This window comes from Haladaptatus sp. (assembly GCF_049589095.1).
GTDB lineage: Archaea > Halobacteriota > Halobacteria > Halobacteriales > Haladaptataceae > Haladaptatus.
Genome location: NZ_JBAWAC010000170.1, coordinates 1 through 7,460 on the forward strand (window position 1 = coordinate 1; position 7,460 = coordinate 7,460).

6 protein-coding genes and 1 pseudogene are annotated in these 7,460 nt (G+C 59.8%); 4 read left to right on the forward strand and 3 right to left on the reverse strand.

Features of this window, described 5'->3' with window-relative positions; translation table 11 throughout:
• Positions 1–471: 471 nt before the first annotated feature.
• Positions 472–1,812, reverse strand: coding sequence for an N-acetylmuramoyl-L-alanine amidase (locus WBV42_RS05725; RefSeq protein WP_423985174.1), 1,341 nt, complete (start codon positions 1,810–1,812; stop codon positions 472–474).
• A 261-nt stretch (positions 1,813–2,073) separates the two neighbouring features.
• On the opposite strand from WBV42_RS05725, the gene WBV42_RS05730 reads away from it, so the two are divergent.
• Positions 2,074–3,234, forward strand: coding sequence for a mandelate racemase/muconate lactonizing enzyme family protein (locus WBV42_RS05730; RefSeq protein ID WP_423985175.1), 1,161 nt, complete (start codon positions 2,074–2,076; stop codon positions 3,232–3,234).
• A gap of 13 nt (positions 3,235–3,247) precedes the next feature.
• Here WBV42_RS05730 and WBV42_RS05735 read toward each other — a convergent pair whose 3' ends face one another.
• A complete protein-coding gene (locus tag WBV42_RS05735; RefSeq protein ID WP_423985178.1) occupies positions 3,248–3,871 on the reverse strand; it encodes a trimeric intracellular cation channel family protein in 624 nt (207 codons plus the stop codon).
• 169 nt (positions 3,872–4,040) lie between these two features.
• Here WBV42_RS05735 and WBV42_RS05740 point away from each other — a divergent pair, with 169 nt between their 5' ends.
• The gene (locus WBV42_RS05740; RefSeq protein ID WP_423985176.1) at positions 4,041–4,469 is read left to right on the forward strand and encodes a DoxX family protein; all 429 of its coding nucleotides are present in this window, start codon (positions 4,041–4,043) and stop codon (positions 4,467–4,469) included.
• Positions 4,470–4,605: 136 nt separating this feature from the next.
• Here WBV42_RS05740 and WBV42_RS05745 read toward each other — a convergent pair whose 3' ends face one another.
• Positions 4,606–5,781: a cytochrome P450 gene (locus WBV42_RS05745; RefSeq protein WP_423985177.1), complete on the reverse strand. Its 1,176-nt coding sequence runs from the start codon at positions 5,779–5,781 to the stop codon at positions 4,606–4,608.
• A gap of 358 nt (positions 5,782–6,139) precedes the next feature.
• On the opposite strand from WBV42_RS05745, the gene WBV42_RS05750 reads away from it, so the two are divergent.
• Both WBV42_RS05750 and WBV42_RS05755 read left to right on the forward strand, forming a co-directional pair.
• A complete protein-coding gene (locus WBV42_RS05750; RefSeq protein ID WP_066147372.1) occupies positions 6,140–6,742 on the forward strand; it encodes a TetR/AcrR family transcriptional regulator in 603 nt (200 codons plus the stop codon).
• 65 nt (positions 6,743–6,807) lie between these two features.
• Positions 6,808–7,460 (forward strand): annotated as a pseudogene (locus WBV42_RS05755) (cytochrome P450); the annotation flags it as partial.

Below are 7,460 nucleotides of genomic sequence, written 5' to 3' on the forward strand. Positions count from 1 at the left end.
GGTAACATCACGGTTTGAGCAGAATACGAGGGATAGACGGAGTGGAACATCGAGATAGGTAAGATAGATAGAATAGGTGAAATAGGTAACCAGGCGAGGCAGTGAGGGTACCGCAGCGGAATGGCAAGGGATGGAGCAAGTGGAAGAGGGTGAGAGAAGACAAGAATAGGTGAACAAGTTGCGATAGGTATCGTAGATAGCATAGGTTCAATAAGTAGTCCAGGTAGTGTTGTAAGAGGTAGGAAAGCACAGGGATGGGGAAAGGACGGATGGGAAGCGTAGTTGGAGTAGCTAAGGTAGGTGAGATAGGTAAGGTGAAATCGGTAGAAATTGTATCTTAAGTACCTATTGTTAGATATTGTAGAAAGGCGTGTCACGTGGCGTTTCCGATGAACGAGGGATGTCGATCAGTGTGATCCTCGACGACGGTCAAAAAATCAGCGAACTCCGTGCGTTTTGTGCGGGACGATTTTACAGGAGGCTCATGAAGTAGTCCCACTCCCACCCACTGCCCGGGTCGGTGTGATGGCTCGCGCCACCGCCGACGCTGGGGTTGTCGGGGTCGGGAACCTGTTCGTGGCCGATGATACCCGATCCGTCGGCCGGGTCCGCCGGAGCGACGCCGGTCGGATGGGATTTCGGAATGCCGTACTCCTCACACGCCCAACTCACGATGGAGGCGAGGTTCTGATACAATTGGTCGGGATGGCTTTCGGACGCGTAGCCCTCGTTTTCGAAGTTGAGGCCTGCGCTGTTGTAATCGTAGTTCCCGGCGGCGTAGGAGATGTCGTCGTCGTACACCATCTGGGTGATCTGTCCCGAACTGTTGCCGACGACGTAGTGGGCACTCACGCCGGAATCCGGGTTGTTGAACACGCTGATGCCACCCTCGTACGAGCCTTGGATGGTGTGGATGATGATCCAGTTGATGTCGCTCGCCGTTCGGTTCGCCGCCGCGTAGTTGCCCGACGCGGCTTGGTCGAACGTCACCGAGGGCTTTGAACCGCCGCCACTGGTGGACGTGAGGTAACGTTCGACCGACCAGCCCCACACGCCGCGGTCGAGCCAATGGACGCCCCACCAGGTGTACCCGTCCTTGTCGATGGGACCGTTCATGATCTCGCCGACCTCGCCAGCCGAGATCGTTGCGACGACCGTCTGGTCTGTACCGGGCTGTTTCCGGGTGTGCAACGCCGTCGTCGGTGCCACCTGGTCGCCGTCGGCGAAGCCACCGCTTCCGCCGTCGCCGCCACCGCCCGAGGGAAGCTCTGCGGCGATGTCGTTCATGATGTCTGCGATCTTCTCCGCCCACTGGTCGTCCGACGCGTAGTGGACGTTCATGCCGCGCAGCGTCGAACCTTCGTAGTACGTCCCGTCCGTGGAGAGGTACTCCTCATCGACGTACGCCATCACTTGGCGGACACACTGTTCGAACGACGCGTATCCGTCGGCACACTCCGCCGGGCAGATGTCCCGTGCGTTGAAGCCGTAGATGTTGTTCTTCTCCTGTGCGATGTTGCTCCTCCCCCACGCCGATTCGAGCGCGGCGTGGGCCGCCATGTACACCGCGTTGATGTTTCGATTGTTCTGGACGTCGACCCACGTGTCGCCGAGCCCGACGAGCGGACTCCCCGGCGACACCGAATCGACCGCCGAGTCGAGCTGGCTACCGGAGATTCCGACGGTCTGCCGAAGGTCGCTGTCTATCGTGTAGGACGCGGCAGTCGTCGTGCCGCTGAACGCCAGACCGCTCATCGTGGTGAGTCCGGCGACACTCGCACCTTTCAGGAACCGCCGTCGATTGGGTTGCATGATCCAGTTGAGTATCGAAGATTGTAATTAATTAAATTAACGGAACTAGAATGGTAATTAATGTTTTTTAGAGGACAGTTATAATCGGATGATATGAGGGTGCGGATTTATCACCGCCTGCTATGAAAAATACGTTATGCCATTCCAGTATCCGAACGGGGAACGTATCGGGTGTTCCGAGGTATCCACGAAATGGGAGTGTAGTACGGAAGAATACGGAGGAGAGCCTTCGCGGGCCGTTTTGGGGGTTGTTTCCTCTCCATGAAGATCACGGATATCGAAGCGGTCGCCGTCAACGTCCCGCTCGTCCCGTTCGAAGACGGTGGCATCGGACCCTACGTCACGAATCACAACTCGCTGACGGACATGGACCGCGTCCTCGTTCGGGTGGACACCGACGAGGGAATCTCAGGGTGGGGGGAGGTTCGCGTGTTCCTCACGCCGGAAGCGACCGTCGCCATCATCGAAGAGGGGATTCGCCCGCTCGTCGTCGGCCAGTCGCCGTTCGAACTGGAAAAACTCCGGCGACAGGTGTTCATCGAGTACGCCAACGCCGACCCGTTTTTCGCACCAGTCGAAGTCGCCTGTTGGGACATCGTCGGCAAGTCGCTCGAAAAACCGATTTACGAACTGCTCGGCGGATGGACGGCACCGAACCAGACGGAGACGAGACACCGGGAGCATCAGGGGGAGTACGGGGAGGATAACGAGGTCGAAATCGCGTACTGCCTCGGAATCCTATCGCCCAAGCAATCCCGTGAACGCGCCGCCGCCGTGCGCGACGAGGGATTCTCCGTGCTGAAGACGAAAGCCGGGCGGGACTGGAAGGAGGACGTCACCCGTATCGAGGCGATGCACGACGCGGTCGATGGCGAACTGGAGTTTCGTCTCGACCCCAATCAGGGGTGGACCACCGACCAAGCGATCCGCGTCGGTTCGATGCTCGCCGACGCCGGGATCTATCTCCAGTACATGGAACAACCGATCCGAGTCGATGCACACGAGTCCTTGGCCGGACTGAAGCGCACCGGACAACCGATCGGGCCGAACGAGGACACCTACATTCCACACAACCTCCGCCGACTCATCGACGCGGGGGCTATCGACGTCGCCGTGTTGGATTTGACGCCCACTGGTGGCATAACGGGATTGCGGCAGCAGGCAGCCATCGCGGAGGACGCCGGACTTCCGATGGCACATCACTGCGCGTTCGACCTCGGGATCAGAACGGCGGCGATTCTGCACGCGGTCCACGGGATACCGGGCTTTTCGCTCCCGCCCGATTCGGTCTACTACGGTTGGGAGGACGACGTTATCGAGGACCCGTTCGACAGCACTGGTGGCACACTCGAAGTGCCACAAGGTTCGGGTCTCGGGATCGAAATCGATTACGACAAGATCGAACGGTACCGCATCGACTGAGATCTCGATTTGGTTACTGGCCTTTCTTCCTCTCCACGCCGAGTATCTGCACCGTCGGAAGCGACCATCCGTACGTGACCGCCGCCACCCGCGTCCCGACGGTCACCACGGCGCACGTCGCAGCGGCGGTATTTCCGACGCCGACACCGGCGAGAGCGATGACGAGCCAATACGTGCCGCCACCTAACACCGCGCAGCTCGCGTAGAAGTCCTCTAAGAGGATGAACGGCGACCGATTCAACAGGACGTCCGCGAGCGCGCCGCCACCGACCGCGTTGATGGTCGCGATGGCGACGACGCCGAAGCCCGAGACACCGGTTTGGGTCGCCACGATGGCCCCGGTCGTGGCGAACGCGGCGAGTCCGACGGCGTCGGAGAGGAGCGTCACGGGATGATCATCGGGAGAGTCGAGCACGAGGGTCAGCCCGACCGCCAGACAGACACCGAACACACCCAAACCGATCTCTATCGGGGACGTGAGCGCGAGCGGCACTCGGTTCACGAGAACGTCGCGTGTCATGCCACCGGCGAACGCGGTGGCGAGGCCGACGACGGTGATGCCGAACAGGTCGAACTCCTCGCGTATCGCCTTGGTCGCGCCGACCAGTGCGAAGGCGACGAGTCCGATGGTGTTCATCACCGCAAAGGGGCCGCCGAACAGCGTTCCGAGGAAGTCCTGAACCACTGGTTTCCCGTAGCGGACTGTCCGTATTGAGCGCTCCGAATCGACCGTTCACCGTGGAAGATAGATTGGAGGCATGTCGAAGACGGAACACTGTTTTCGTCCGCCGGTCCGTACCCCCGGTATGAACGACGATGGCGATGACGACCCGTCTCGACTCGAACGACCGCTGCTCTACGTGATGGGGCTGTTCTACACCATCGCGGGGGTGATGCATTTCGTCGTCCCGAAGGTGTACGCTCGAATCGTGCCGCCACAGTTCCCGAACCCTGTCGCGCTGGTGTATCTCTCCGGAATCGCGGAAATCGTCCTCGGAATCGGCGTGATGATTCGACGAACGCGTCGCCTCTCCGCGTGGGGAATCATCGCACTGCTGGTCGCCGTGTTCCCGGCGAACGTCCACATGGCGATGAGCGGCGAACTCCCCGATGCGGTTCCGGACTGGGCCGAAGATATCACTCGGATCGGGGTGTGGGTCCGTCTCCCGCTTCAAGGCGTTCTCGTCCTCTGGGCGTGGTGGTACACGCGCGAGACACCCGAGACGGCCGAATGACGCACGAAGGAGACAACCGAACGACCAACGGGGTATGACCAATGGGGTAACGCCGTTCGAACCGCATTCGGTTTCGTCCGTTCGGTTGACGGTTATCGACCGTTTCGACGGAACGAACCGATGGCGCAAGTGTGGCTCAAGTGTAGAACTTCATCGGGAGGCCGTCGAATCCGTAACTGACCGGTGAGGTCACCGGTTCGACCGACTCCGAGAGGACTTCGATATCCTCGACGTGGTCGGTGACGGCATCGAGAATGATGTTTCCCTCCAGTTTCGCGAGCGGGGCACCCAGACAGTGGTGCGGTCCGAACCCGAACGCGATGTGACGATTCGCTCGCCGCTCCGGGCGGAACTCCCCGGGGTCGTCGAACACCGCCGGATCGCGGTTCGAGGATCCGATCCACGAGGTTATCTGCTCTCCTGCGGGAATGACCGTCCCGCTCAACTCCACCTCCTCCGTCGTCACCCGTCCGGAGAGCGATTGCACGGGGCCGCGATACCGGAGGACCTCCTCGAACGTCATCTTCGGATCGATCGTCCCGTCACGCAGGTCCGCGTAGTACCCTTCCTCGTCGAGCGTCCACAGCGCGTTGCCGACGGCGTGTGTCGTCGTCGAGTGACCGGCCAGGAAGAGGAAGATGCAGAACGAGACCTGTTCCTCCTTGGAAAGGGGAACGTCGTGCGAGTCGGTATCCGTGATAACCGAGATGAGGTCGTCCCCGCCCGTCACTCGACGCTCGTCGATGAGTTCTCCGAAGTACTCGCGCACTTCCGCGAACAGCTTTTGTGGGTCCCCCTTCGCCCCCTCCATCGCACCGGTCCATCGTTTGATGATGTCCCACTGGTCGGCCGGGATTCCGAGCAGACGGGAGATGGTACGCGCCGTGACTGGCGCGGTGAGTTCCGAGAGAACGTCGATGTCGGGACCGCTGGCGAGCGCCTCGTCGAGTTGGTCGTCGGCGATGGCTCGAATCGACGGACGGAGGGATTCGAGATTTCCCGGTCGGAAATACTCGTCGACGATGCCACGGATGCGGCTGTGTTCGGGTGGGTTTTCGTCCACCAGAACGGTACCGAGGGAGCCGAACGGGTCGAAATCCGACAATTCCGCGGAGGAGAAGGTTTCGTAGTCCGAGAGCACGCGTTTGACGTCGTCGTAGCCGAATATGTCCCACCGCTCGCGCTCTTCGTCGTACCGAACGGGTTCGGTGCGACGCATCGTCTCGTACCACGGGAATGGGTCCATCCGTCGCTCGGACGGTTCGAGTCCTTTCGGAAGTCGCCTGTCGAGTTCGGGGTTCTGATTCGCCATAACTTGCTTAACGACCGTTCAGTAAAAGTCCTTTTGGTGGACGATAGTCCTTCCAGCAGTCTCAAAATCAGTGAAGACCCTCGTTCCAGTATCAGTTCAACGAAACGTTTTTGCCACCAACTACCCATTCGGCGGATAGGGAAACAGTGATCTCCGGCAGCCCACCGTTCCGCGGTTCGTGGGGGTTGGGAGTGTATCGTGGCAGTTTATTCGCCGACGACGTCGATATGCGTTCATACGGAAGACACGGTGTGGGGACATCCGTACGAGACCCACCCGGTCGGTGGCCAACCGTCGCTTTCCGCGTGAAAATTCCGGTTCCGAATCATCCCGCATCGACAGCAGCGTGAACACGACAATGTCCGAAGATACGATCGGAAACAGATGGAGCGAGTCCGAAGAACAGATCATGGAGGCGACACGGAGAGCGTTACTCCAGCACGGGTATGCACAGCTCTCGATTTCCCGGATCGCCGACGAACTGAACCAATCGAAGGCCTCGTTGTACTACCATTACGACTCCAAGGAGGACCTGTTGCAGTCCTTTCTCGAATTCACGATCGATCGACTCGAAGCCAATATCGATACCGACGACGAAGCCCCCAATCGAGAGCTCGAACAGCTCGTAGAAGCGCTTCTCCCCCTCCAACTGAGTGACGAAGAGAGCCAGCACCGGGCCGTGATGGTGGAACTTCGCTCACAGGCGGTTATGAACGACAAATTCCGCGAGCAGTTCACCGAGATAGACGGCCTGATCGTGAAACGGATGGAGCGGATAATCGATAGGGGAATCGACGAAGGCGTGTTTCGAAACGTCGATTCCAGGCGCGTTGCGGAGCACATCTTCGCCACGACGAGCGGAGCGACGTACAACCGGGCGACGACCGACCGGAGCGCCGCAGTCGCGGCGGTTCGCGTCTCGTTGTTGTCGTACATCAACAACGAACTGATACAGGGGTGAAAAGCGAAGCCCTCGGTGAGGGAGTCACCAAAAGGCCTATAATTTACCGAACGTTCAGTAAATTTGTGTCGTCATCAGATTCACCCGTAGGAAAGGGAACGCTTCCGAAAGCGATTCGCAGTCGAGAGAGACAACTGGAACCGTTCGAATGGTACGCCGAAATGCGACGTGACTCGCCCGTTCACTTCGACGAAGAGCGCGAGCGGTGGGACCTCTTCCGATACGAAGAGATAGACCGCATACTCGGCGACCACGAGGCGTTTACCTCGGATCGAGGTGTACTCGCGGACGACTCCGCGCGCGCCTCGGACGAGGGTGGGTCGATACTGCAGACGATGATCAGCGTGGACCCGCCCGAACACGAGCGACTTCGAGGGTTCGTCAACGAACGATTCCAGCCGGGAACGTTGCGGGAGTATCGCCCCCGAATAGAGGAACTGACCGAGGAGTTACTGGACGACATCGAGGGTGACAACCGGTTCGATTTCGTCGATCGCTTCGCCGTTCCCTTGCCCGTTATCGTCATCGCCGAACTGCTCGGTATCCCGTCCGACCGACGCGACCAGTTCAAGGAGTGGTCGGATGCACTCGTCGCACGTTCCACGGACGGCACCGACATCGACCGGATCAAGCAGGAACGTCGGCAAGCACAGGAAGAGATGGGTCGGTATTTCGCGGAGTTGCTGGAGGAGCGCCGAGGGGGCGACGGTGACGACCT

Excerpts from the sequence above, each read along its gene's own strand:
- WBV42_RS05725 (WP_423985174.1), bottom strand. The coding sequence starts at position 1,812 with ATGCAACCCAATCGACGGCGGTTCCTGAAAGGTGCGAGTGTCGCCGGA.
- WBV42_RS05730 (WP_423985175.1), top strand. The coding sequence starts at position 2,074 with ATGAAGATCACGGATATCGAAGCGGTCGCCGTCAACGTCCCGCTCGTC.
- WBV42_RS05735 (WP_423985178.1), bottom strand. The coding sequence starts at position 3,871 with ATGAACACCATCGGACTCGTCGCCTTCGCACTGGTCGGCGCGACCAAG.
- WBV42_RS05740 (WP_423985176.1), top strand. The coding sequence starts at position 4,041 with ATGAACGACGATGGCGATGACGACCCGTCTCGACTCGAACGACCGCTG.
- WBV42_RS05745 (WP_423985177.1), bottom strand. The coding sequence starts at position 5,781 with ATGGCGAATCAGAACCCCGAACTCGACAGGCGACTTCCGAAAGGACTC.
- WBV42_RS05750 (WP_066147372.1), top strand. The coding sequence starts at position 6,140 with ATGTCCGAAGATACGATCGGAAACAGATGGAGCGAGTCCGAAGAACAG.